The sequence below is a fragment of the Nocardia stercoris genome (assembly GCF_003696265.1).
GTDB classification, from domain to species: Bacteria; Actinomycetota; Actinomycetes; order Mycobacteriales; family Mycobacteriaceae; genus Nocardia; species Nocardia stercoris.
This window is the reverse complement of sequence record NZ_RFFH01000006.1, coordinates 333354-356680: the sequence shown is the minus strand read 5'-3', so window position 1 is coordinate 356680 and position 23327 is coordinate 333354. Positions and strand designations below refer to the sequence as shown.

Annotated in this window: 27 protein-coding genes; 22 read left to right on the top strand and 5 right to left on the bottom strand. The window is 68.4% G+C overall.

The window, feature by feature from the left end:
* The first annotated feature begins 17 nt into the window (after window positions 1–17).
* The 18 genes from EBN03_RS17250 to EBN03_RS17165 all read left to right on the top strand — a co-directional run bounded on the left by EBN03_RS17250 (window position 18) and on the right by EBN03_RS17165 (window position 13772).
* Window positions 18–1376 carry a hypothetical protein gene (locus EBN03_RS17250; protein WP_122189044.1) on the top strand — a complete coding sequence of 453 codons (1359 nt, stop codon included), beginning with the start codon at window positions 18–20 and terminating at the stop codon, window positions 1374–1376.
* On the top strand, window positions 1373–1957 hold the full coding sequence (locus tag EBN03_RS17245; protein ID WP_233608434.1) for a hypothetical protein: 585 nt from the start codon (window positions 1373–1375) through the stop codon (window positions 1955–1957). Before EBN03_RS17250 ends, EBN03_RS17245 begins: the two co-directional genes overlap by 4 nt.
* A gap of 414 nt (window positions 1958–2371) precedes the next feature.
* Entirely contained in the window at window positions 2372–2677 is a 306-nt protein-coding gene (rpsJ, locus tag EBN03_RS17240) for a 30S ribosomal protein S10 (RefSeq protein ID WP_003938093.1), read from the top strand.
* A gap of 14 nt (window positions 2678–2691) precedes the next feature.
* Window positions 2692–3357 carry a 50S ribosomal protein L3 gene (rplC, locus tag EBN03_RS17235; protein ID WP_122189043.1) on the top strand — a complete coding sequence of 222 codons (666 nt, stop codon included), beginning with the start codon at window positions 2692–2694 and terminating at the stop codon, window positions 3355–3357.
* On the top strand, window positions 3354–4025 hold the full coding sequence (gene rplD / locus EBN03_RS17230; RefSeq protein WP_122189042.1) for a 50S ribosomal protein L4: 672 nt from the start codon (window positions 3354–3356) through the stop codon (window positions 4023–4025). Before rplC ends, rplD begins: the two co-directional genes overlap by 4 nt.
* Complete coding sequence (gene rplW, locus EBN03_RS17225) at window positions 4022–4327, top strand: 50S ribosomal protein L23 (protein ID WP_122189041.1); 306 nt, start codon at window positions 4022–4024, stop codon at window positions 4325–4327. Before rplD ends, rplW begins: the two co-directional genes overlap by 4 nt.
* A gap of 32 nt (window positions 4328–4359) precedes the next feature.
* Window positions 4360–5190: a 50S ribosomal protein L2 gene (gene rplB / locus EBN03_RS17220; protein WP_122189040.1), complete on the top strand. Its 831-nt coding sequence runs from the start codon at window positions 4360–4362 to the stop codon at window positions 5188–5190.
* Between the two features lie 14 nt (window positions 5191–5204).
* On the top strand, window positions 5205–5486 hold the full coding sequence (gene rpsS, locus EBN03_RS17215; RefSeq protein WP_122189039.1) for a 30S ribosomal protein S19: 282 nt from the start codon (window positions 5205–5207) through the stop codon (window positions 5484–5486).
* A complete protein-coding gene (gene rplV, locus EBN03_RS17210) occupies window positions 5483–5884 on the top strand; it encodes a 50S ribosomal protein L22 (protein ID WP_122189038.1) in 402 nt (133 codons plus the stop codon). Before rpsS ends, rplV begins: the two co-directional genes overlap by 4 nt.
* Window positions 5884–6669: a 30S ribosomal protein S3 gene (gene rpsC, locus EBN03_RS17205; protein WP_122189037.1), complete on the top strand. Its 786-nt coding sequence runs from the start codon at window positions 5884–5886 to the stop codon at window positions 6667–6669. The genes rplV and rpsC overlap by 1 nt, the downstream gene beginning before the upstream one ends.
* A 3-nt stretch (window positions 6670–6672) precedes the next feature.
* A complete protein-coding gene (rplP, locus tag EBN03_RS17200; RefSeq protein WP_122189036.1) occupies window positions 6673–7089 on the top strand; it encodes a 50S ribosomal protein L16 in 417 nt (138 codons plus the stop codon).
* Entirely contained in the window at window positions 7089–7328 is a 240-nt protein-coding gene (rpmC, locus tag EBN03_RS17195; protein ID WP_122189035.1) for a 50S ribosomal protein L29, read from the top strand. The genes rplP and rpmC overlap by 1 nt, the downstream gene beginning before the upstream one ends.
* Window positions 7325–7624 carry a 30S ribosomal protein S17 gene (rpsQ, locus tag EBN03_RS17190; RefSeq protein ID WP_122189034.1) on the top strand — a complete coding sequence of 100 codons (300 nt, stop codon included), beginning with the start codon at window positions 7325–7327 and terminating at the stop codon, window positions 7622–7624. Before rpmC ends, rpsQ begins: the two co-directional genes overlap by 4 nt.
* A 595-nt stretch (window positions 7625–8219) precedes the next feature.
* On the top strand, window positions 8220–8381 hold the full coding sequence (locus EBN03_RS34205) for a hypothetical protein (RefSeq protein WP_158675655.1): 162 nt from the start codon (window positions 8220–8222) through the stop codon (window positions 8379–8381).
* A gap of 103 nt (window positions 8382–8484) precedes the next feature.
* Window positions 8485–9072 (top strand): hypothetical protein, encoded by a 588-nt coding sequence (locus EBN03_RS17180; protein ID WP_233608433.1) that lies wholly within the window; start codon window positions 8485–8487, stop codon window positions 9070–9072.
* 112 nt (window positions 9073–9184) lie between these two features.
* Complete coding sequence (locus tag EBN03_RS17175) at window positions 9185–9889, top strand: response regulator transcription factor (RefSeq protein WP_122189105.1); 705 nt, start codon at window positions 9185–9187, stop codon at window positions 9887–9889.
* On the top strand, window positions 9867–11390 hold the full coding sequence (locus EBN03_RS17170) for a sensor histidine kinase (RefSeq protein ID WP_122189031.1): 1524 nt from the start codon (window positions 9867–9869) through the stop codon (window positions 11388–11390). Before EBN03_RS17175 ends, EBN03_RS17170 begins: the two co-directional genes overlap by 23 nt.
* Before the next feature lie 285 nt (window positions 11391–11675).
* Complete coding sequence (locus EBN03_RS17165) at window positions 11676–13772, top strand: ArnT family glycosyltransferase (RefSeq protein WP_122189030.1); 2097 nt, start codon at window positions 11676–11678, stop codon at window positions 13770–13772.
* An 83-nt stretch (window positions 13773–13855) separates the two neighbouring features.
* Here EBN03_RS17165 and map read toward each other — a convergent pair whose 3' ends face one another.
* Window positions 13856–14623 carry a type I methionyl aminopeptidase gene (gene map, locus EBN03_RS17160; RefSeq protein WP_122189029.1) on the bottom strand — a complete coding sequence of 256 codons (768 nt, stop codon included), beginning with the start codon at window positions 14621–14623 and terminating at the stop codon, window positions 13856–13858.
* Between the two features lie 76 nt (window positions 14624–14699).
* On the opposite strand from map, the gene EBN03_RS17155 reads away from it, so the two are divergent.
* Window positions 14700–14963, top strand: coding sequence for a helix-turn-helix domain-containing protein (locus tag EBN03_RS17155; RefSeq protein WP_122189028.1), 264 nt, complete (start codon window positions 14700–14702; stop codon window positions 14961–14963).
* 126 nt (window positions 14964–15089) lie between these two features.
* Here the strand turns inward: EBN03_RS17155 and EBN03_RS17150 are convergent, their stop codons facing one another.
* A complete protein-coding gene (locus EBN03_RS17150) occupies window positions 15090–15455 on the bottom strand; it encodes a DUF732 domain-containing protein (protein WP_122189027.1) in 366 nt (121 codons plus the stop codon).
* A gap of 272 nt (window positions 15456–15727) precedes the next feature.
* On the opposite strand from EBN03_RS17150, the gene EBN03_RS17145 reads away from it, so the two are divergent.
* Window positions 15728–16540, top strand: a complete 813-nt coding sequence (locus tag EBN03_RS17145; RefSeq protein WP_233608432.1) for a DUF6585 family protein — start codon at window positions 15728–15730, stop codon at window positions 16538–16540.
* A 3-nt stretch (window positions 16541–16543) separates the two neighbouring features.
* On the opposite strand, the gene EBN03_RS17140 is transcribed toward EBN03_RS17145, so the two are convergent.
* Together EBN03_RS17140 and EBN03_RS17135 are read right to left on the bottom strand one after the other, a co-directional pair.
* Complete coding sequence (locus tag EBN03_RS17140; protein ID WP_147471619.1) at window positions 16544–18529, bottom strand: hypothetical protein; 1986 nt, start codon at window positions 18527–18529, stop codon at window positions 16544–16546.
* Window positions 18530–18741: 212 nt separating this feature from the next.
* Window positions 18742–19689 carry an RluA family pseudouridine synthase gene (locus EBN03_RS17135; protein WP_122189025.1) on the bottom strand — a complete coding sequence of 316 codons (948 nt, stop codon included), beginning with the start codon at window positions 19687–19689 and terminating at the stop codon, window positions 18742–18744.
* A 136-nt stretch (window positions 19690–19825) separates the two neighbouring features.
* Here EBN03_RS17135 and EBN03_RS17130 point away from each other — a divergent pair, with 136 nt between their 5' ends.
* Window positions 19826–20569 carry a DUF4190 domain-containing protein gene (locus EBN03_RS17130; RefSeq protein ID WP_122189024.1) on the top strand — a complete coding sequence of 248 codons (744 nt, stop codon included), beginning with the start codon at window positions 19826–19828 and terminating at the stop codon, window positions 20567–20569.
* A 10-nt stretch (window positions 20570–20579) separates the two neighbouring features.
* Here EBN03_RS17130 and EBN03_RS17125 read toward each other — a convergent pair whose 3' ends face one another.
* The gene (locus EBN03_RS17125) at window positions 20580–22610 is read right to left on the bottom strand and encodes a M13 family metallopeptidase (protein ID WP_122189023.1); all 2031 of its coding nucleotides are present in this window, start codon (window positions 22608–22610) and stop codon (window positions 20580–20582) included.
* 347 nt (window positions 22611–22957) lie between these two features.
* Here EBN03_RS17125 and rplN point away from each other — a divergent pair, with 347 nt between their 5' ends.
* The gene (rplN, locus tag EBN03_RS17120) at window positions 22958–23326 is read left to right on the top strand and encodes a 50S ribosomal protein L14 (RefSeq protein ID WP_122189022.1); all 369 of its coding nucleotides are present in this window, start codon (window positions 22958–22960) and stop codon (window positions 23324–23326) included.
* Window position 23327: the final 1 nt, after the last annotated feature.

The window sequence follows — 23327 nt, the reverse complement described above, 5'->3', positions numbered from 1 at the left end:
TTCAGGAGGATGCTCGAATGACGGCTGTACCGATCGACCCCGGCCCGACGGCCACCGCCGGCTCCGACGCGCCATCGGCCGCCGACCAGAGTGCGCAGTCGGGCGCACGTGCCACCGCGGGCCCGGGCGTTGCGACCACCGCTGACGCGGGCACCCCGGGATCCGCCCGAGTCGCCATGTGGACCGTTCTGCTCGGCATCCTGATCACCATCGTCGGCACCAGCTGGGACATCCAGTGGCACGACGATGTCGGCCCCGACACCTTCTTCACCCTCCCGCACCTGCTGCTGTACTCGGGCAGCGCGGTCTCCGGCTTCGCGAGCCTGGCCCTGGTACTGCTCACCACCGCGGCGCTGCGCGCGGGCCGGCCGTTGCCTCGTGCGGGCGGTACGCCGATCCGGGTGCTGGGCCGGTCGAGGCCGCCGGGCGACCCGGCGTCCCCGCGGCCGGGTCGGCTCGGTTCGCTGACCGCCCCGGTCGGTGCGATGGTGTCCGGCGCGGGTGCCGCCCTGTTCCTGCTCTACGGACTGTTCGATCTGGAATGGCATTCGATCTACGGGTTCGACGCCGTGCTGGATTCGCCGTCGCATGTGGCGTTGTTCCTGTCGATCTCGATCACCATGACCGGTTCGCTGATGATCTTCGCCGCGCAGCGCGACCAGGCTTGGGGTCGTTGGGGTTTCGTGATCGCCCTGGCGGCGATGATCGCGTTCGCGCCGATCGCGGTCGACGGGCTCGGCAATCTGGCGATCCCGGTGAACCCGATCATGCTCGGTTCGGTCTTCTTCTCCCCGCTGCTGCTGATGACCGGGGCGGCGGTGCTGGGACGGTCCGGCGCCGCGCTCATCGTCGCGGGAGCGTTGCTGGTCATGCAGGGCGTGCTCTGGTGGTTCTCACCGTGGGCCGCCGAGACCTATGCCCACGCGATCGGCCTGCCGCTACGCGACGGTTTGGTGGCCCGGCCGCCGGCGTTCCCCAACCTGCTGCCGATGTTCCTTACCGTCGGTGCCGTCGTGGTCGAACTCGGCTACGGCTGGGCGCGGCGCGGCACCGGCGACATCCGCCGGATCCGCCTGATCGTGGGCCCGCTGGTCGGGGTCGTGGTGGCGATCGGCCTGCCACTGCAGCGGATGCTCACCGATTCGCAGGTCCACGTGGGCGCGTCGCTGTTCGTGCAGCTGGTTGTCCTCGGGCTGCCGCTCGGCCTGCTCGCCGGCTACCTGGCCCGACCGATCGCGGTGCTGTTGCGCGCTCTCGGACCCGATGAATCGGCCGACGATCGCTCCGAATCGATCCTGCCGGACTTGACCAGCCCGGAATCCCGGACTCCGGAGTCCGCGGTCGCCGCATCCACCGCCCAGGAGGAGAACCGATGATCCGCGGGATCACGTCACGCACGACCCGCGGCGGCGTCGCACTGCGCCGATCCGTCGCGGCCCTGCTCGCCGTCGGTGTGGTGGCTCTCCTCGCCCTGGTCGGCGCGGCCCCGGCCCAGGCGTACGCCCCGGTCGACATCGTGCACACCGAACAGGTGCAGGCCGGTCCGTACACTCTGACCGTCGGTTTCTCGACCTGGCCGATCCGCGCGATGCGGTCGCTGGACTTCACCTTCTCGCCCGACGGCGGAATAGAAGGAAAGACCGGCACGCTCGCGGTCTCCGGCCCGGGCGGTAGCGGGCACCCGCAGAAGCTGGTCCGGCACCCGCGCCTGCGGCAGGACTGGGGGCTGGACGTGCGGGCCATCGACAAGCCCGGCACGTACCGGTTCGACTTCGTCGTCGACGGCCCGCTGGGCCACGGCGAGGGTGCGCTGCCGGCGGTGCAGGTGCTCGACCAGCCCGGCCCGCCGCTGGCCCTGAGCTGGTCGATCGCGCTGCTGCCGCTGCTGGGCATGCTGGTCTTTCTCGGGGTGGCGTGGCGCCGGGTTCGGCCCGGGAACCGGGCATTGCGGGTCTGAATCCGCGCGCGACGGGACTCACAGCACCCCCGATTTGAAGTCGCACCGCGACCTACTGCATACTGTTCGGGTTGCCTACACCGGGTGGTCCATGTCCTGCGGACATCGATCGGCTGGCGTGGGACCAGCAGTACCCACTTGTGTATCCCGCCGAGTCCGGCGCGGGTACGTCCGGGACGTAAGTCGAAGGTCGCAAGGAGTAAATCCCTCTGGGCCGACGAATGAGCGTCGGGCCGACACGCCCGACCGCGTGGACCGGAAGAACCATGACAGATGAACAGCGGTGACGGATCGGGCACGAGGTCTCGGTCGAGTTGAGCGCTGATGCGTCTGTTTCCAGGTTCGGGCATGCACATGAGGGTGCTGCAAGGGCAAACCCTTGCAGCACAACGCAAGCGGAGAAAAGGACACAGCGTGGCGGGACAGAAGATCCGCATCAGGCTCAAGGCCTACGACCATGAGGCGATCGACGCGTCTGCGCGCAAGATCGTCGAGACGGTGACCCGCACCGGTGCCCGCGTGGTCGGGCCGGTGCCGTTGCCGACCGAGAAGAACGTGTACTGCGTCATCCGTTCGCCGCACAAGTACAAGGACTCGCGCGAGCACTTCGAGATGCGCACGCACAAGCGGCTGATCGACATCCTCGACCCGACGCCGAAGACGGTTGACGCGCTCATGCGCATCGACCTGCCGGCCAGCGTCGACGTCAACATTCAGTGACGGGGATACCAACTATGACTGACAACAAGAGCCGCCCGGCGGCTGGTGTCCTCGGCACCAAGCTGGGCATGACCCAGGTCTTCGACGAGAAGAACCGCGTCGTTCCGGTCACCGTCGTCAAGGCGGGCCCGAACGTGGTCACCCAGATCCGCACCGTCGAGCGCGACGGCTACTCGGCCATCCAGATCGCCTTCGGCGCGATCGACCCGCGCAAGGTGAACAAGCCGGTCTCCGGCCAGTTCGCCAAGGCCGGCGTCACCCCGCGCCGGCACATCGCCGAGATCCGCGTCGCCGACGCCGCCAAGTTCGAGGTCGGCCAGGAGCTGTCCGCCGACGTGTTCGAAGAGGGCACCTACGTCGACGTCACCGGCACCAGCAAGGGCAAGGGCTTCGCCGGAACCATGAAGCGTCACGGCTTCAAGGGTCAGGGCGCGTCCCACGGTGCCCAGGCCGTGCACCGCCGGCCGGGTTCGATCGGTGGTTGCTCCACCCCGGGTCGCGTGTTCAAGGGCATGCGGATGTCGGGCCGGATGGGTAACGACCGTGTGACCACGCAGAACCTCTCGGTCCACAAGGTGGACGCCGAGAACGGCCTGCTGCTGATCAAGGGTGCGATCCCCGGCCGTACCGGCGGCCTCGTGATCGTCAAGAGCGCCGCGAAGGGTGGTGCGCACGCATGAGCACCGAAACCAAGACCAATCTGACGCTTCCGGTCAAGGAAGCGGGCGGTAAGACCAACGGCACCGTCGAGCTCCCCGCGGAGATCTTCGACGTGACCGCGAACATCGCCCTGATGCACCAGGCGGTTGTGGCCCAGGAGGCCGCGGCTCGCCAGGGTACGCACGCCACCAAGACCCGGGGCAACGTCTCCGGTGGTGGCAAGAAGCCGTACCGCCAGAAGGGCACCGGCCGCGCGCGCCAGGGTTCGACCCGTGCGCCGCAGTTCACCGGTGGTGGCACCGTGCACGGCCCGCAGCCGCGCGACTACACCCAGCGGATCAACAAGAAGATGAAGGCCGCCGCCCTGCGCGGTGCCCTCTCGGACCGTGCTCGCAACGAGCGCATCCACGTGATCTCCGAGCTGGTTGCCGGTCAGACGCCGTCCACCAAGGCCGCCAAGAGCTTCCTCGCCGAGCTGTCCGACCGGAAGAACTTCCTGGTCGTCGTCGGCCGTGAGGACATCGCCGCGTGGAAGAGCGTGGCGAACCTGCAGAACGTGCACCCGATCGCTCCGGATCAGCTGAACACCCGCGATGTGCTGTACAGCGACGAGGTCGTCTTCAGCGTCTCGGCGCTGAACGCCTTCGTGCACGGCCCGGCCGAAAGTGCACAGGAGGAGAGCAAGTGACCACCATCGCCGACCCCCGCGACATTCTGCTCGCGCCGGTCATCTCCGAGAAGTCCTACGGACTGATCGAAGAGGGCACCTACACCTTCCTGGTGCACCCGGACTCGAACAAGACGCAGATCAAGATCGCCGTCGAGAAGGTTTTCGGCGTGAAGGTGACCAGCGTCAACACTGCCAACCGTCAGGGCAAGCGCAAGCGGACCCGCTTCGGTTACGGCAAGCGCAAGGACACCAAGCGCGCGCTCGTGACCATCTCGGCCGACAGCAAGCCCATCGAGATCTTCGGAGGATCCCCCGCGTAAGCGGAGGAGCCTTCAGAAAGTAGAGAAGACTCATGGCAATTCGTAAGTACAAGCCGACAACCCCGGGTCGTCGTGGCTCGTCGGTCTCCGACTTCGCCGAGATCACCCGGTCGACCCCCGAGAAGTCGCTGCTGCGTCCGCTGAGCAAGTCCGGCGGTCGTAACGCGCACGGCCGGATCACCACTCGTCACCGTGGTGGCGGGCACAAGCGCGCGTACCGTCTGATCGACTTCCGTCGCCTGGACAAGGACGGCGTGCCGGCCAAGGTCGCTCACATCGAGTACGACCCCAACCGCACCGCCAACATCGCGCTGCTGCACTTCGCCGACGGCGAGAAGCGCTACATCATCGCGCCGAAGGGCATCACCCAGGGCACCCGCATCGAGTCGGGCCCGGGTGCGGACATCAAGCCGGGCAACAACCTGCCGCTGCGCTCGATCCCGACCGGTACCACCGTGCACGCGGTGGAGCTGCGTCCGGGTGGTGGCGCCAAGCTGGCTCGCGCCGCCGGCATGAGCATCCAGCTGCTCGGTAAGGAAGGCCAGTACGCCGTGCTGCGTATGCCTTCCGGTGAGATCCGTCGCGTCGACGTGCGCTGCCGCGCCACCGTCGGCGAGGTGGGCAACGCCGAGCAGTCGAACATCAACTGGGGTAAGGCCGGCCGTATGCGCTGGAAGGGCATCCGCCCGACCGTGCGTGGTGTGGTCATGAACCCGGTCGACCACCCGCATGGTGGTGGTGAGGGTAAGACCTCCGGTGGTCGCCACCCGGTCTCGCCGTGGGGTAAGCCGGAAGGCCGCACCCGCAAGCCCAACCGTCCGAGCGACAAGCTCATCGTCCGCCGCCGCGGCAAGAAGCGCTAAGAGGAGGTTTAGACATGCCACGCAGCCTGAAGAAGGGCCCGTTCGTCGACGAGCACCTCCTCAAGAAGGTGGATGTTCAGAACGAAAAGGGCACGAAGCAGGTCATCAAGACCTGGTCGCGCCGTTCGACCATCATCCCCGACTTCATCGGTCACACCTTCGCCGTCCACGACGGTCGCAAGCACGTGCCGGTGTTCGTGTCGGACAACATGGTCGGCCACAAGCTCGGTGAGTTCGCGCCGACTCGGACGTTCAAGAGCCACGTCAAGGACGATCGGAAGAGCAAGCGGCGATGAGCGAAGACACTCAGATCACCACCGCCCGCGCGACCGCCAAGCACGTCCGCGTCACGCCCATGAAGGCGCGTCGTGTCGTGAACCTGGTCCGCGGCAAGCGGGTCGAGGATGCACTGAACATCCTGAAGTTCGCGCCCCAGGCCGCGAGCGAGCCGGTGTACAAGGTCGTGGCTTCCGCTGCGGCCAACGCCGAGAACAACTTCGGCCTGAACCCGGCCACGCTGGTCATCTCGACCGCGTACGTCGACGAGGGCGCCACGCTGAAGCGTTTCCAGCCGCGCGCCCAGGGTCGTGCGTTCCGGATCCGCAAGCGGACCAGCCACATCACCATCGAGGTCGAGAGCGTGCCCACCGCCGGCGCTGCCACTCGTAGCCGCCGGAAGGGAGGGGCTAAGTAATGGGACAGAAGATCAACCCCCATGGCTTCCGCCTCGGTATCACCACCGACTGGAAGTCGCGTTGGTACGCCGACAAGCAGTACAAGGAATACGTCGGCGAAGACGTCGCGATCCGTAAGCTCCTCGCCACCGGCATGGAGCGGGCCGGCATCTCCAAGGTCGAGATCGAGCGCACCCGGGACCGCGTGCGGGTGGACATCCACACCGCGCGTCCGGGCATCGTGATCGGCCGCCGCGGCGCCGAGGCGGACCGCATCCGCGCCGAGCTGGAGAAGCTCACCAAGAAGCAGGTTCAGCTGAACATCCTCGAGGTCAAGAACCCCGAGTCGGACGCGCAGCTGGTTGCTCAGGGTGTGGCCGAGCAGCTGTCCAACCGTGTGGCGTTCCGTCGCGCGATGCGCAAGGCCATCCAGTCGGCCATGCGTTCGCCGAACGTCAAGGGCATCCGGGTCCAGTGCTCGGGTCGTCTGGGTGGCGCGGAAATGTCGCGGTCGGAGTTCTACCGCGAGGGTCGGGTGCCGCTGCACACGCTGCGTGCGGACATCGACTACGGCCTGTACGAAGCCCGGACCACCTTCGGCCGTATCGGCGTGAAGGTCTGGATCTACAAGGGCGACATCGTCGGTGGCAAGCGCGAAGTCAGCGCTGTGGCCGCCCCGTCGGGTGACCGTCGTGAGCGTCGGGAGCGGCCGAGCCGCCCGCGTCGCAACGCTGGTGCCGGCGCGCAGAGCGCTGGAGCGGCCACCGCGGTGGCCGAGGCTCCGGCTGAGAACCAGGAGGGCTGACGCATGCTGATGCCTCGTAGGGTCAAGCACCGCAAGCAGCACCACCCGAGCCGCTCGGGTATGTCGAAGGGCGGCACCTCGGTGGCGTTCGGCGACTACGGCATCCAGGCGCTGGAGCCGGCCTACGTGACCAACCGGCAGATCGAGTCGGCGCGTATCGCGATGACCCGCCACATCAAGCGTGGTGGCAAGATCTGGATCAACATCTACCCGGACCGCCCGCTCACGAAGAAGCCGGCCGAAACCCGAATGGGTTCCGGTAAGGGTTCGCCGGAGTGGTGGGTCGCGAACGTGAAGCCCGGCCGGGTCATGTTCGAGATGTCGTTCCCGAATGAGGAGACCGCTCGTGAGGCCATGCGCCGCGCGATGCACAAGCTCCCGATGAAGTGCCGGATCGTGACCCGAGAGGAGCAGTTCTGATGGCTACCGGAACTCCGGCCGCAGACCTGCGCGAGCTCAACGAGGAAGAGCTCGTCTCGCGTCTGCGTGAATCGAAGGAAGAGCTGTTCAACCTGCGCTTCCAGATGGCGACCGGCCAGTTGCAGAACAACCGGCGCCTGCGTGTGGTCCGTCACGAGATCGCGCGCATCTACACGGTCATGCGTGAGCGCGAGCTCGGCCTGGCCACTGGTCCTGCGGACAAGGGAGATGCGGCATGAGTGACGCTGCGAAGGGCCCGGCCAAGACGCCGGCCAAGGAGACCGTCCGTGGTCAGCGCAAGGTGCGTATCGGCTACGTCGTCTCGGACAAGATGGACAAGACGATCGTGGTCGAGCTCGAGGACCGCGTGAAGCACCCGAAGTACGGCAAGGTCATCCGGACCACGTCGAAGGTCAAGGCCCACGACGAGAACGGTGTCGCCGGTGTCGGCGACCGCGTTCAGCTGATGGAGACCCGCCCGCTGTCGGCCACCAAGCGCTGGCGGCTGGTGGAGGTCCTGGAGAAGGCCAAGTAGGCCCCTCCTGACCTTCGGGTTACCTGTTACGAAGGCCCGCTTCCCCTTTCGGGGAGGCGGGCCTTCGTCGTTGTGTGGGGATGGAACGGGCGCCGGAGATCCGGGTTCGGCGATTTCTCATCCCTGGTGGCCGGACCGGTGAACGCGGTGGAAACGTCGGCGGACGGGATGCCCTGCGAGCGAGCGGCATTCGTCGTCGCGGACCCCGCACGGAGCGTGGATCGATGACCGAGGGGCACGGTATGTGTAAGGAAGCTGCCCGGGCCCTCGGTGAGGGGTTCGGCAGTCTGGTGCGACACGGGCGTGGTGAAGCGTGGGCTGTATTGGGAGCTGTCCTCGCCCGACTCCGTCTCCGCACTCGGTACCGCGGTGATGGACCTGCTGGAGCGGCGTCCACTCGTGGATGCCAGCGTATTGCCGGCCGGCGGGGGCACTGTCGCCTCCGCGGCGCGCATCGTGCGCCACTACGGCGAGGTCTGGGGAAGGAACTACAAGGTCATCGTGGCGTGCCCGGAAAGCGCACCGACGGTGTACGAATCGTTCAAAGCCGGCCGACCGGTAGTCTGCGTCACCGAATCGGTCGCCGGTGCGGTCAATGTGGGAATCGTCCGTCCTCGGGTCACACGGTGTGCTGCGGGGTGCGATCGGCGCCGTTCACGACCTCCGGGGCCTGCAGGTGGCCACGCTCGTCACCGGCGGCAATATCGACCGCCGGATTCTCGACGGCTACCGGATCGACCCGGACGCCGTCGGCTGACCACCCGCGACCGAGTTCTTCCGTGTCTTAGTTGGGCAAAATCGCTTGCTGACCGGGAGGTGTGGTGTAGAGGCTCCGCCCGGTTCGATAAAGTCGTCGGGCTATGAGTGGGACTGTTAGTACGACGCCGGGTGCGCGGCGGATCGACGGGACGGCAGTGCCGTTCCAGGAAGCAATCGTGGCGTGGACGGGTGCCGCGCGGGAGGTTCTGATCGAAACTGCCCATGGCTACGGGCATTTCGTGACCGTCAAAGAGTTGGCCGGGCGAGTGCAGGAGATGTCGGGTGTGTACACCGACGCTCCGGTGCGGACCTGGGTGGACGCGGTGCTGCGCAAGGTGGCCCGGCGCGACCGCGCGGTCGGTGACCCGCCGCTGACCGCGCTGTGTGTGCAGGAGAATCACACCGTCACCCCCAGCTATCGATACGTGCTGGAGCTGGCCGCGCTGCCGGTGCCGGAGGACCTGGAACTGCACGCCGCCTACGCGCGGTGGCAGTGCTACGCCACCTACGGCACCGACGTTCCGGCGGGAATCCCGCCGCTCACACCGAAGGTCGCGGCCGCCCGCGGTCGTACGGTGCGCACCGCCGAGCCGGTGGCGGAACCGGTCGCGCGGCCCCGGCTGTGCCCGGAATGCTTCCTCGAGCTGGCCGCCAACGGCAACTGCGGCTTCTGCGACCCCACTCGCTGACACCGGCGTCCACAGCTCGTGCACCGACGCTCCACAGCTCGCACATAGGAACTGTGCGCAGGCTGGGAGGATGGTGGCGATGACCAGCGGAAGCCCGATCGAGCGATCGATCATGCGGCATGCGGACGGCAGGGCGATCAGCGTGCTGGTGGTGGACGACGAACCGGCCATCGCGGAACTCATATCGGTGGCGCTGCGGTACGAGGGCTGGGAGGTGACCACCGCCGGTGACGGTTTCAGCGCGGTGGTCCAGGCCCGGCAGACCCGTCCCGACGTCGCCGTGGTCGATCTGATGCTGCCCGACATGAGCGGGCTCGAGGTCCTCGCGAAACTGCGCCGACAGTATCCGGACCTACCGGTGCTGCTGCTCACCGCCAAGGACGCGGTCGAGGACCGGATCGCCGGGCTGTCGGCCGGCGGCGACGACTACGTCACCAAGCCGTTCAGTGTCGAGGAGGTCGTGCTGCGGCTGCGCGGCCTGCTGCGCCGGACCGGAATCGCCGAGGCCGAGTCCGGCGCGCAGGTGATCGTCGGCGATCTGGTGCTCGACGAGGACAGTCACGAGGTGTGGCGGGCGGGTGAGCCGATCGAGCTGACCGCCACCGAATTCGAGCTGCTGCGCTTCCTCATGCGTAATCCGCGACGCGTGCTCAGCAAGGCGCAGATCCTGGACCGGGTGTGGAGCTACGACTTCGGCGGCCGGTCCAATATCGTCGAGCTGTACGTTTCCTACCTGCGCAAGAAGATCGACAGCGGCCGCGAGCCGATGATCCACACGCTGCGGGGCGCCGGATATGTCCTCAAACCCACCTCCTGAACCGGGCCGCCGGTGGTCGCCCCGGCAGTGGTCGTTGCGCTTTCGGCTGCTGGTCGGGCAGGTGCTGCTGCTGGTCGTCGTGGTCGTCGGAATCGGCGCTGCCACCGAAATCGCGTTGCAGCAGTTCCTGATTCGCCAACTCGACTCCGGACTGGCAGAGGCCGAACAACATTCGCTGATGGCTGCGGGCGGGGGGCCGAGCATGGGTCCGCCACCTCCCGACCTGCGCGGCTTGCCGCCGTTCCCGCCCCGCGGCGGACCGGGACCGGATTTCGTGGATCGCCCTGGCGTGCAGCCGAATACGATCGGCGCCCTGGTCTCCGGCGGCCGGACCGAGGCGGCAGCCCGGATCGACGCGGACGGCACCCAACACCTGCTGTCGCCGACCGCCGCGGCGCAGCTCGCCGGAGTGCCGCCGGGACGCACCGTCACCCTCGACCTCGACGGTGAGGGGCGTTACCGCGTCGCCGCCGCGGCGACGTGGGCGGGAGACCTGGTGGTGACCGGGCAACCGTTGACCGGGGTCGACGCGATACTCGTGCGGGTACTGCTGATTCTGCTGGTCGTGACCGCCGTCGTGGTAGTTGTCGCGATCACCGCCGGGATCTGGGTGATCCGGCACGCGCTCGCCCCGCTGGACCGGGTCGCCGCGACCGCCGGCCGGGTCGCCGACCTGCGTCTGGACCGGGGCGACGTCGAGTTGCCGATGCGGGTGCCGGCCGCCGACCCCCGGACCGAGGTCGGCAAGCTCGGTGCCGCGATCAACCGCATGCTCGATCACATCGCCGGCGCGCTGAGCGCCCGTCACGCCAGTGAATCCCGGGTGCGGCAGTTCCTCGCCGACGCCAGCCACGAACTGCGCACCCCGCTCACCGCGGTTCGCGGCTATGCCGAACTGGCACAACGGGATCGCGCGCAACTGCCGGAACAGGTAGCGCACGCGATGGACCGGGTCGCCTCGGAGTCGATCCGGATGAGCGCCTTGGTCGAGGACATGCTGCTGTTGGCCCAGCTGGACGCCGGCCGCGGTATCGAATTCGGTCCGGTGGATCTGACCCAGTTGACCGTGGACGCGGTCAGTGACGCGCACGTCGCCGGCCCGGACCATCATTGGGCGCTGGAACTACCCGACGAGCCGGTGGTGATCCGCGGCGATGCGGCCCGGCTGCATCAGGTGCTGGCGAACCTGCTGGCCAACGCCCGCACCCACACCGCCGCGGGCTGCACGGTCACCACCGCGCTGGCGGCCGACGGGCACGGTGGCGCGATCTGGCGGGTCACCGACGACGGCCCCGGGATTCCCGCGGATCTGCTGCCGGAAGTATTCGAGCGGTTCGCGCGCGGTGACTCGTCCCGCTCCCGCCGGGCCGGCAGCACCGGGCTGGGGCTGTCCATCGTGATCGCCGTAGTGAAGGCGCACGGTGGTGACATCTCGGTCGAAAGTGTCCCCGGCCGAACCGAATTCACAGTCCGGCTGCCGCAGAGCGGTTCGGGCGCCTGAGTTTCGTCGTGCCGCCGCGATGAGGCGGTAGCTCGAGCGAATCGGGCCCGAGCAAGCCGACGGCGACGGCACCGGTGGCCATGGCCCGGAACGGTATCGGGTAACCCATGAAGCTTCTCGTGTCGTCGCGCCCGAATCCGGCGCGGCACGACCGAGCCTGGCACCGGCGGCTGGGTGCGCGATGAGTGCCGCATGTGCCGGGCTGCGCACGCCACTCGATCCGTCCACAGGGAACACACAGCGGAGACCAATATCGAACCCACAGCGCGCGGCGAGGGTCGTAGCATGACCACCGCATCTGTCGAGACCCCGCACCGCGTGAGCGACGTCGAACACGGCGAATCGGCGCAGCGTCCGCTGTGGCACCGCCTGCTCCTCGGCACGCCCGCCGAACCCCGCTGGGCGCGGCCCGGACTGATCGGGCTGCTGCTCGTGACCGCCGCGCTGTACCTGTGGGATCTGACCGCCTCCGGATATGCCAACGACTTCTACGCCGCCGCTGCCCAAGCGGGGACTCAGGACTGGAAAGCCCTGCTGTTCGGTTCCTTGGACGCCGGCAATTCGATCACCGTCGACAAGCCACCCGCCGCCATGTGGGTGATGGGCCTGTCCGGCCGACTGCTGAGCTTCAGCTCGTTCTCGCTGCTGCTGCCCCAGGCGCTGATGGGCGTGGGGTCGGTGGCGCTGGTGCATGCGGCGGTCCGGCGCTGGAGCGGTCCGGCGGCCGGACTGCTGGCCGGCGCCGTACTCGCCGTGACACCCGTTGCGGCGCTGATGTTCCGGTTCGACAATCCGGACGCGCTGCTGGTGCTGCTGTTGGTGGCCGCGGCGTACTGCACGGCGCGGGCCACCGAGATCGGCAGCGGCTGGTGGCTCGCCGGTGCGGGGGTGGCGCTCGGCTTCGGCTTCCTGACCAAGATGATGCAGGCCCTGCTGGTGCTGCCCGCGCTGGGTCTGGTGTTCCTGATCGCGGCGCCGATCGGAATCGGCGCTCGCCTGGTCGCATCGGTCGGTGCCGTCGCCGCACTGGTGGTGTCCGGTGGCTGGTTCGTCGCGCTGGTGGCGCTGTGGCCCGCCGCGTCCCGGCCCTACATCGGCGGCTCGACCGACAACTCGCTGCTCGAATTGGCCCTGGGATACAACGGTCTCGGGCGGGTGCTCGGTAATTCCGGTAACCACGGCGGCGGCCCGGGTGGTCCCGGCGGACCCGGTGGTATTCCCGGCTTCGGCGGCACGACCGGCATCACCCGAATGTTCGGCACCGCGATGGGCACCGAGATCTCCTGGCTGCTGCCCGCGGCCCTGATCGGCCTGGTGGCCGGTCTGTGGCTCACCCGCCGGGCACCGCGCACCGACCGCACGCGGGCCGGGTTGGTGCTGTGGGGCGGCTGGTTGCTGGTCGCCGCGGTGGTCTTCAGCTATATGCAGGGGACGATGCACCCGTACTACACCACCGCGCTGGCGCCGGCGATCGCGGCTGTGGTCGGAATCTCGTTGCGCGAGTTGTGGATTCGACGCGTGCACCTCGCGGCCCGGGCCACGCTGGCCGTCCTGTCGGCCGGCACCGGGGTGTGGGGTTTCGCCCTGCTGGACCGAGCGCCGCACTGGTACCCGGCCCTGCGCTGGATCGTCCTGATCGGAGCGGTCGCAGCGGCGGCCGCGCTGCTCCTGCGCGCCGCGAACCCGGGCCGCCTCACGGCCGTGATCGCAACTGCCGCAGTAGTATTCAGCCTTCTCGGCACCACCGCCTACACGCTCGCCACGGTTGCGACCCCGCACACCGGCGGCATCCCGGTATCCGGCCCGAACGGAGACGGGATGCGCTGGACGGGCCACCCGGGCAGCGGTCGGCCATTCGGATTGCCTGGGGCGCCTGGGGTTACGATCCCGCCGAACGGCGCGGGAATGATGCCGCCCGACGGCATGACCCCGCCGAACGGACTGCCCGCACCGAATGGCTCGGACCCCGGCAGCACCGATCACCAACCGTCCGAGCCGAATTCGCTCGGCGATGGGCACGACGGCTTCGGCGGACCGGGCGTGGCCGGTAACACCGCACTCCAGGCGCTGCTGCGGACCGCCGGAACCCATTGGGCCGCCGCTTCGATCGGCTCGATGGCCGCCGTGCCGCTCGAATTGTCTACCGGCACATCGATCATGGCGATCGGTGGCTTCACCGGAGGCGACGCTTCGCCCACCCTCGATCAGTTCGAGCAGTACGTCGCCGGCGGCCGGATCCACTACTTCATCCCCGGCGGGATGGGTGGGCCCGGCGGTGGCGGCGGCAACGGGAGCAGCATCACCGACTGGGTCCGCACGCACTACACCGCGATCACCGTGGGCGGCAACACTATCTACGACCTGACACGGCCGGTCCAGTAGGCGGACTCGTATCGTTCACGCCCCCACCGGGCGTCGCCTCGGCATGCGCGGTGGGGGCTTCGCCGGATGTGGTCGACACGCTGTCAGGCGGCGACGGTCAGAATGCTCGGACCGGATTCGGTGACGGCGATCGTGTGCTCGCTGTGGGCGGTGCGCGAACCGTCGGCGCTGCGCAGGGTCCACCCGTCCGGATCCACCGCGAGTCCGGAATCACCGCGGGTGAACCAGGGTTCGACGGCGATGGTCAGACCGGGTGTGAGCGGGTAGCCGCGCCCGGGGCGGCCGCTGTTGGGGACGTGCGGATCCTCGTGCATGGTGCGACCCAGTCCGTGGCCACCGAACTCGGTGTTCACCCCATAGCCGGCCGCGGCGGCGACGGCCGCGATGGCGGCGGACAGGTCCCCGATTCGATTGCCGGGCACGGCCACGGCGATCGCGGCGGCCAGTGCGCGTTCGGTGGTGCGGACCAGGCGCAGGTCCTCGGGATCGGCGGCGCCGACGATCGTCGTGATCGCCGAGTCGGCCACCCAGCCGTCGATCGAAACGGCCAGATCCATGCTCAGCACGTCTCCGTCCCGTAGCCGGTAGTCGTGCGGGAGTCCGTGCAGCACAGCGTCGTTCACCGACAGGCAGACCGTGTTGCGGAACGGCCCGCGCCCGAAGGAGGGTGCGTAGTCCCAGTAGCAGGATGTGGCGCCGCGCTCCCGGATGCGGTCGCGGACGTATTCCTCCAGGTCGAGCAGGTTGACGCCTACCACAGCCTGTTCCCGCAGCCGGGCCAGGACGTCGGCGACGAAGCGCCCGGTCTCCCGCATTCGCTCGATCTCGTCCGGGCTCTTCAGTTCCACCATTACGACCTCCGTAGGTATTTTAATACCGGCAGCGTAGCGGTTGCGGTATTTAAATACCAGTCGATACAGTGGGGGCATGGTCCGTCTTCCGCACACCCCGGCCCAGCTCGAGGCAGGCCGCCGCCTCGGTGCCCAGCTGCGCGCTGCCCGCGGCAGTGCGGACCCGGCGGCGATCGCCCGGGCTGCGGGAATCTCGCCGGAGACGCTGCGCAAGATCGAGTCCGGCCGGCTGGCGACTCCGGCGTTCGGTACCGTCGTCGGCTTGGCGCGCGCGCTCGACATTCCGCTGGAAGACCTGGCCTCCTGCTGGGAGTCCGCGACGCTCAGCGATACGGCCTGATTTTCTCGCTCGAGGCGCACGGCATCGGGCTGTATCCCGGAACCCTTTTCGCCCAGTGGCCGGCGGCCGTCGCGCAGGTGCTCGCGGTTCGGCGCCGCGAACGTGACCGGATCCGCTAGCCGGCAGCTACAGCCCGTACCGGTACTGCGGGCAGTAGGCGTTGATGGCCGCCGTGATGAAGGTGAACGGGTACTGCACGGTGGCCGAGTTCTGGTGCGCGAGTTCGGCTCTGGTGTCAGGGGTGTTGCCGTTGTCGTCCAGCCATTGGCAGTCCGCGAGCGCCATCTGGATGCCGCCGTCCTGGGCGTCGCACGCGGCGGTATCGAGGTAGGCGCCGCGCAGGAACAGGTAATCGGTGGGGGTACGGGCCGCCGCGCAGGTGCCGGTGGCCGATCCGCTGTCGAGCGTGGCGGCCGGCGCGGTGGGCGCCAGCGCCAGCGTGGCAACGGCGCCGAAGGTGAGGATCGCGGCAGTGATTCGGCTGAGGCGCATGAGATTTCTCCTGGTCTCGTAGCTCGTCGCGACTGCGCCGGAGCGGATGTAGTTGCCGTCGAACGCTTTCGACGAACGCTGCGCTGCGCGGTGATCGCCTGCGATCAGGATAGATCAAGTACGCGAACATCTCTGGTGAGCTCGCGGCGAAAGATCACGGTCCGGGCGGGAGGGGGATTGACGCGTGCGACGAATCTTTCCGGTACCTGCGGTAGCGAAGCGGAAGCAGGTCGCATACGCTGCGCGGAGAAATCCGCTGTCTGGAGGCAAGATTGACCAGCACGAACACGCTGGCGGGTGACAGCCCGGGAACCGAGAGCCGGCGCACGGTCCCATTGTCACAGCTGATTCGCCTGATGGCCGAGCACGAGCAACTCGGCGTTCATCGCCGCACCTATCAGGCCGCACCCGCCAGCCGCGACACCGTGGTTCGTGGCTGCGGGATCGTAGCGGGCGGGCTCACGCTGATCGGCGCGATCTGCCTGGCCGCGGGTTCGGTAGGTGGCGGTCTCGCGCTCGGCTCGGTGGCACTGTTGCCGGCGGCGGTCGCCGTCGTGCGCGCCCGTGGCGGTGCCGGTCGCGATGCCCGGCTCGACCTGTTCGAGTCGGGGCTGACGGTCTATCACCGCGGCGAGGAGGTCGTGGCCTACCGCTGGGACACGGTGCAGGTGCATCAGCGCTCCATTCCGTTCGAGCAGGCCGCCACCGCCAGCACCGACTACGCCATCACGCTGAGCGGCCCGTCCGGAGCGCCGACACAGATCGACGAGACCTTCGAAGGTGCCCGGGAATGGACGCCGATCATTCAATCCGCTGTGACCGCAACCCAATTGCCGCAGGTGGTAGCCGCGATCGATGCCGAGCAACGTGTCGAGTTCGGTGAGCTCGCCCTGCATCTGGACGATCTCACCCATCGCGACCAGGTCTATCGCTGGGAAGACGTCCAGACCATCGACGCCCGCCACGACCTGGTCCGGATCAAGGTCGCTGGTCAGTGGAAGTCCCTGGCCCCGGTCGCGACCATCCCCAACTTCTACATCTTCAACGAGGTGGCCGAACGCCTCCGCCTGGCCGCCGCGGCCTGATGCCTATCCGCTGATGGCGTGCGGCCGGAGCCGGCGGGCGGCCTCGAGGATCCGCAGGACGGCCGACCCCGACATACCGACTTCGGCGCCGATACCGGCGGGAGTCCAGGACTGGTCGGCCAGGGTGAGGATCTCGGCCAGCTGATCGACGGGCAGGCCGGACAGGCCCCGTTCGGAGATCTCGCGGGCGACGGCCCACACCTCCACACCTTCGATCTCGGCGTCACCGTTGTGCACGAGGGTGTCGGCGGGGATGGGCAGCGGTTGCGGCGCGGGGGCGCGCTGCGGCTCCCGCGGCTGTTGTGCTTCCGGTGCGCGAGCCGCGGGCCGGGCGTGTGGGGTGTCCTGAGCGGGCACCACGGTCAGCGGGCGGACGGGTGTCCGGCGCGGTGCGGGAGCGACCGGAGCCGCGACGGTGTCCAGCACGTACTGCGCGGTGTCTACCGTCGCGCGCCGGGCCGGACGGCGGATCGGCTCGGCGGGATCGCTCGGCTCGGTTGCCTCCGGGTCGAGTTCCGGCTCGGGCCGGGCCTTTTCATGTGCGGGTTCCGCGGCGTCGTCGGTCCGGGTGGTGACCATCCGGATCAGCTCGGCGATCATCGTGTCGTCCAGCGCGGTGGGGGCCGCGGTGGTCGGGTCCGCGCGGCGGGAATCGAGCGGCGCCACCGACGCGGCGGGCTCGACGGGGGCCGTGGCAGCCGCTGCGGCGGCATCGATCGGTGTCACGGATGCGGCAGCGTCGTCGGACCGGATCGATGTCACCGAGGTCGTGGCGGTGTCGGTGGATGGGGCCGGTGCGGACACGACGGGCCCGGCGATGCCCGATTCGGTGGCCGGTGCGGCCACGTCACTGCCGGCAGGTGCGGCAGCAGGTTCAGAAGTCGTCGCCGAGGCCACTATGTGACCCTCGGACTCGGCACCGTCCGTGCCGTGGAACCCGTTGTGCCGGTGCGTGACCGCATGGCCGTTGACCGGTGGCCGGGCGGGTTCGGAGTGCCGCGGCGTGGCGGCATCCAGGCGGGTGAACGGGACGGCGGTCGCGAGGGCAGTCGGCGCGGCCGCGCCGAGCCGCTCGGGGCCGTACACCGGCCGACCGGCGTACACCGGTATCTCGGGCGAGGCGGCGGGCAAGGCGGGCGCCTCGGCCCGATAGTCGGCCGGCGCGACCCGTGACGACTCGCGTCGCCGCACGTCCTCGCTCGGCTCGGTGACCGGCAGGCCCTCGATCAGCTGCGCGTACCGGGCGGATACCCAGGCGTGCAACCAGATCACCACCCCCACCATGACCGGGGCGACCCCGGCCTCGGCGGCATGCGCGGTGGCGCCGCGCGCCAGGTGCGGGCCCGCGTTCAGCGCGATGGTCACGCCGAGCAGTGCGGCTTCGAGGAAAACGACCTTGCCACGGTCGATTTCGCGGCCCCAACGGGCGGCGGTGGTGGCCACCACCATGATCGTGATGATCGGGATCGAGATCATCGCCTCGAAGCCGTAACTCAGCCAGTACAGCGGGTCGTGCATATCGCCGCTGGGCACCAGATTGTGCTGGACGTTGACTCCGGCCCAGACCATGCCGAGCACCACGACCCCGATCAGCGCGCGCGAGGACCACTCCGCGCGGCGGTACAGCTGAGCCAGCCGGGCATCGGCACTGTCGACCCGCCGCCGCGCGGCGAGCGCCCGCCGATGCCAGCGGGCGTCGGCGTCGTCGGCACGGTCCAGTTCCATGGCGACCTTGCGGTCGCGCCGCTCGCTCGCGAGCTCCGCCGCGAGGGCCCGTTTGCGCTGCTCCCGGCGCTGGGCGCGAGCCCATTCGGCGAGTTTGCGTTCGGCCACGATCTCGGACTCGGACAGCTCCTCGAACAGGGCCGGGTCGCTCTGCAGCGGAATCTTGCCGCGGGCCACCGCTACTCGCTGGGCGAGCGCGTGGATATCGGCGTCACCCGGGCCGTCACCGGGCGGGGGAGTAGGTATCGCACTGGTGTGTTCCATGGCCTCGCTCCACTCGGCGGGCTCCGACACGCCCGGTGGGTATCCCATCGAAACCGGTTGCGTCAGTTACTTCCCGCGGGTCTGTGTCCTTGCTGCGGTTGCTCGATCGAACACATGTGTGATCGTTCAGAGATTAATGGGCAGCGGCGGGCAGGGTCAATGGCGAGGCGAACATTCGTTCGGGTCGTGTCGCAGGTGTGCCGGGTGAGCGGTCAGCCGGCAGTGCGTGGCGCAGCGGCCCACGACGCCGGATCGTGCCAGGCGGCAAGGGTGCGGCCGGTCTCGAAACGCCGCGGCTGCTTCGATACCGGATCATCGAATTCCAGTGTGGCAGCAAGCAATTGCAGTGGACGCGTGAAATCGTCGACCGGTTTCTCGGTGAGTTCGGGATAGAAGTCGTCACCCAGAATCGGAATTCCCAAGCCGTTCATATGAACTCGTAGCTGATGAGTGCGCCCGGTATGCGGGGACAGCCGGTAGCGGCCCATTCCGCCGCGGTGTTCCAGTAGTTCCACCAACGTCTCCGCGTTCGGCTCACCGTCTACCTCGAAAGCGCGAATTACCTGACGCTCCTTGATGATTCGGCTACGAATGGTGCGCGGCAGGTCCAGGTCCGGATCGTGCCGGGCGACGGCCTCGTACTGTTTGCGCACCCGGCGCTGCTGGAACAGCGTCTGGTACGCCCCGCGCAGTGCCGGGTTCGCCACGAACAGCACCAGCCCGGCTGTGGCGCGGTCCAGCCGATGGGCGGGAATCAGCTCGGGCAGATCCAAACTGCCGCGCAGCCGCACAAGGGCGGTCTCCAGAATGTGCTGCCCGCGCGGAATGGTGGACAGGAAGTGCGGCTTGTCCACGACGACGATGTCGTCGTCGCGGTACACGATGTCTAGGTCGAACGGGACGGGCGTCTCGGCCGGCAGATCGCGGTGGAACCAGATCGCGCCACCGGGGACATAGGGCGCGTCGGGGGCGATCGGACCAGCGAGATCGACGATGTCGCCCGCGGCCAGCAGTTGATCGATCCGCTGCGGCGCGACACGGGGGAGCCGGTCCACCAGATGGTCGCGGACAGTCGCCCAGTGCCCGTCCTCCGGCATCCTGAGCCGGGCCGGGTCCAGTCCGTGCCGTTTCGGCAGCGGCGGCGTCTGCCTGCGTCTCATCCCCGCCAGGCTATCGGCCGGGGCGGCGCGGGTCCCCAGCCGGGGCAACGGCCGACTGCGTTGCCGCGGCGCCGGCGGTACAGTCATCGGCGCCGTGGTGCCGGATGGCCCGCAGTGTGTTTCGGGAGGGAATCAGGTGTATCCGAACCAGCAACCGCCGCAGGGCTATCCGCAACAGGGCGGCCCGTACCCGCCGGCCGGCCAGCCGCAGCAGCCCTGGGGGCAGCCTGCCTACGGCCAGGCTCCCGGCTATCCGGCACCCGGATATCCGCCGGGCCAGCAGGGGAAAATGAACGGGTTCGCCGTTGCCTCCTTCATCTTCGGCTTGATCGGCGGCTGTGGCCTGTCGCTCATCTTCGGGCTGGTCGCGCTCGGCCAGATCCGGTCGCGCGGGCAGCGCGGCCGTGGCCTGGCCATCGCCGGCATGCTGCTGACCCTGGTCTGGGTGGCCGTCGGCGCGATCGGCGTCTTCTACATCCGCGCCCACGAGCCGAGCCGCGACGCGTCCGGTTCGGTGACCACCGGCGGCACCCAGCAGGTCACCGACCTGCACGTCGGCGACTGTGTCGACGGCATCCAGGAAGCGGTCCGGGTCACCGACGTGAAGGTGCTGCCCTGCACGGAACCCCATGACGGCGAGGTCATCTCGACCTTCAACCTGCCGGGGACCTGGGTCAGCAGCACCGACGCCGAGACCCAGGCTGACACCAAGTGCACCGACAACATCGAGAAGGCGCTGGCCAACAGCCCCGCCCTCGACGACCTGCGGATCTTCTACTACTACCCGGCCAACAAGAAGCAGTTCGACCTGGACTCCAGTGTGTCCTGCCTGGTCAAGAACGACAACGGCAGCAAGCTCACCGCCAAGGTGCCGCGCTGACCGGCGGCTGCTAGAGCGAGACCCGCTGGTCCTCGGCCAGGAACAACTTGTCCGAGGGCGTCACCCCGAATGTGCGGTAGAACTCGGGCAGGTTGCGCACCACCTGGTTGCAGCGGAACTCGCCGGGCGAGTGCGGGTCGTTGGCGAGCTGCTGCTCCAAGGCCTCGGGCGTCTGCTTCTCCCGCCAGTACCGCGCCCACGACTGGAACATGGCGGTGTAGTCGGGGTCGTCCTTCTTCTCCGCGATCCGGTAGGCGGCCAGCGAGATCATCAGACCCCGCAGGTCGGCGAGATTCTCACCGACGGTGAGTTGCCCGTTGACGTGCTGGTCGGGGCCGAGCCCGGCCGGGACCAGGCCGTTGTACTGGGCGATCAGCTGGTTCACCTTCGCCTGGAACAGGTCCTTATCGTGCTGGGTCCACCAGTCGACCCGATTACCGTCGCCGTCGTACTTCGAGCCCTGATCGTCGAATCCGTGCCCGATCTCGTGGCCGATGATGGCGCCGATCGCGCCGTAGTTCACAGCGGCCGCGGCGTCCTTGTCGAAGGCGGGGGCCTGCAGGATGCCGGCCGGGAAATTGATCGAGTTCGAGCTGGCCTCGTAGTACGCGTTGACGGTCTGCGGCGTCATTCCCCATTCGGACTTGTCGACCGGGTTGCCGAGCTTGTTCATCGAGTATTGCGATTCGAACAGCTCGACCGCGATCACGGACTCGATCAGCTTGCCCCGGGTGATCTTCAGCCCGGAATAGTCCCGCCACTTGTCGGGGTACCCGATCTTGACGGTGATCTTGTTCAGTTTCGCGATGGCCGCGTCCCGGGTCGCCGGCGACATCCAGCTGGAGTTGGCGAAATTCTCGTGATAGGCCGCGAGCAGGTTGTTCACCAGATCCTTGGCCCGGTTCTTGGCATCGGCCGGGAAATAGGCGTCCACATACAGCTTGCCCAGCGGTTCACCCAGATAGTTGTCGACCGCGCCGACCGCGGACTTCCACAGCTCCGGGCGTTCGGCGACACCGGTCGTGGCCTTCAGATATTCGAAGTTGGCGTCGGACAGGTCCTTCTTCAGATACTTCGCGTACTTGCGCAGCATCGCCATCTTCAGATATTCGCGCCAGGTCGCCTCGTCGGTCTCGGTCCAGATCCGGGCGATCGCCGTGATGAACGAGGGTTCACCCACGACGACCCGGGCGAACAGTTCCTTGGGCCGGTTCGAGGTGCCCGCCAGCCACGGGTCCCAGTCGAATCCGGGCCCCAACGCGACCAGCTGATCCCAGCTCATGGGGTTATAGGTGAGGTCGGCGTCGCGCGTCTTGGTCGGATCCCAGAACGCGGCCGCGATCTTGGTCTCCAGGTCGATGAGGCGGTTCGTGGTACCCGCCGGATCCGGGAAGCCCGCGCCGGTCGCCAGCGCCTGCAACAGGGTGCGGTACGCGGCCAGATACTTGGCGAAGGCCGGGTCGCTGTAGTACTTCGCCGTGATACCTGGCCCCGACTGGGAGATCTCCGGGACGTACTTGGTGGAGTCCTTGGCGTCGATGCTCACCCCGATGCCGACGACGCCGGCGATCGGCATCTGACCCATGAGCTTCGCCAGGTCGGCCCGGGTGACGGCCTGGTCGGCCTTGTCGAACCAGGGCTGCAGCGGGGTCATGCCGAGAGTGTCGAACGCCGCGGTGTCCATCCGCGCGTCGTAGATGTCACGCATCCGCTGCTCGTCGGTGCCGTCCTTGGGATCGTGGATCTTGTCGAGGACCGCCCGCAGCTGGTCCTGGACATGGTCGTCGATATCGCTGAAGGTGCTGACCGAGGTCTTGTCCGGCGGCAGCTGGAACGAGTCGAGCCACTTGCCGTTGATGTGCCGGTACAGGTCGTCCTGCAGGCGGACCGCGTCGTCGACCTGGGAGAGGTCGGGTCCGGTCGGCGCCTTGCTGCTGGAACCGGTGCTGCAGGAGGCCAGCGCCAGCGACACCGGCACGACACCGAGCGCGGTCAGGAAGGCGCGGCGGTTCGGCTGGGCCGGACGATCGGACGGTCGCACAGGCGGATCCTCTCCCAAGGGCGGGGTTTCGTCCGACCGAGGCTAGCCGAACCTGTTGTGCCGCGCTGGATCCTGGCGTCCGCGCCCCCACGGTCGTGGTGGCCGGCCCGCCCGCTCGGCCCTGATTTGGTCGCCACCTGGGGTTTCGCTAGACTGAGCCGGTTGCCTGCGGGACATCTGTGCCCGCGCTCCGGCCGCGAACCCCCAGCGGTGATCGTCTCGATCACACAAAACCGCTGGCAGGCGCGCGTGTCGTGCCCTTTCTGGGTGCCTTCGGAGGGCAACTGACCATGCTCGTCGGGTCGGCAATCCGGCGCGCATCACGTCCAGGTCTAGGAGGAGCTGAAGTGATTCAGCAGGAGTCGCGGCTGCGCGTCGCCGACAACACGGGTGCCAAGGAAATCCTTTGCATCCGCGTGCTCGGTGGTTCGTCGCGTCGCTATGCCGGCATCGGTGACATCATCGTCGCCACCGTGAAGGACGCCATCCCCGGCGGCAACGTCAAGAAGGGTGACGTCGTCAAGGCGGTCGTCGTGCGCACCGTCAAGGAGCGCCGCCGCGCCGACGGTTCGTACATCAAGTTCGACGAGAACGCCGCCGTCATCATCAAGGCGGACAACGACCCGCGTGGTACCCGCATCTTCGGCCCGGTCGGCCGTGAGCTGCGTGACAAGCGCTTCATGAAGATCGTCTCGCTGGCCCCGGAGGTGCTGTAAC